The sequence below is a fragment of the Blautia sp. RTP21359st1_E11_RTP21359_211015 genome, assembly GCF_040910705.1.
Lineage (GTDB): Bacteria > Bacillota > Clostridia > Lachnospirales > Lachnospiraceae > Blautia_A > Blautia_A fusiformis.
The window spans coordinates 1-612 of record NZ_JBDGAB010000056.1; the positions used below are offsets into that span (position 1 = coordinate 1).

Annotated in this window: 1 protein-coding gene; it reads left to right on the forward strand. The window is 41.7% G+C overall.

Features of this window, described 5'->3' with window-relative positions:
• The coding region (locus AB5026_RS15455) for an alpha amylase C-terminal domain-containing protein (RefSeq protein WP_368213761.1) at positions 1–437 on the forward strand (437 nt) is incomplete at its 5' end.
• Positions 438–612 lie beyond the last annotated feature (175 nt).

The window sequence follows — 612 nt, forward strand, 5'->3', positions numbered from 1 at the left end:
AGCTGCGTGAGTGGAGTGAGGCCAGAGAGCTTGACTGGTATCTTCTTGGCGAAGAAAATCATCAGAAGCTGCAGCAGTATGTCAGTGATCTTCTGCATATCTACCGCAAATATCCGGCACTTTACGGTGCAGATAATGATCCATCTGCATTTGAGTGGATCAATGCCAACGATGGCGACAGAAGTATCTTCAGCTTTGTGAGAAAATCTCCTACAAGACGTAATAATATCCTGATAGTATGCAACTTTACACCGGTAGCACGTCCGGATTACCGTGTAGGCGTTCCGAAGAAAAAACAGTACAAGCTGATCATGGATGAGCAGGGGCTTCTTCCGAAGGGCAAGGTATTTAAAGCCGAAAAGAAAAATTGTGACAACCGGGAATTTTCTTTTGCATATCCGTTGGAAGCTTATGGAGTTGGTATATTTACATACTGATATTCTGTATAGCGAAATCTTTGAAAGAAAATATAAAAGATAAAATAAAAATACCGGAGATCTGTGTACCTTTGAAGTGTTGGCTTCAGAGGTGCCGGATCTCCGGTATTTTATGGATCTGGGTATAAACTGGTTACGAAAAGTTATTGCTATTCTTCGCTATCATCGTAGGAAC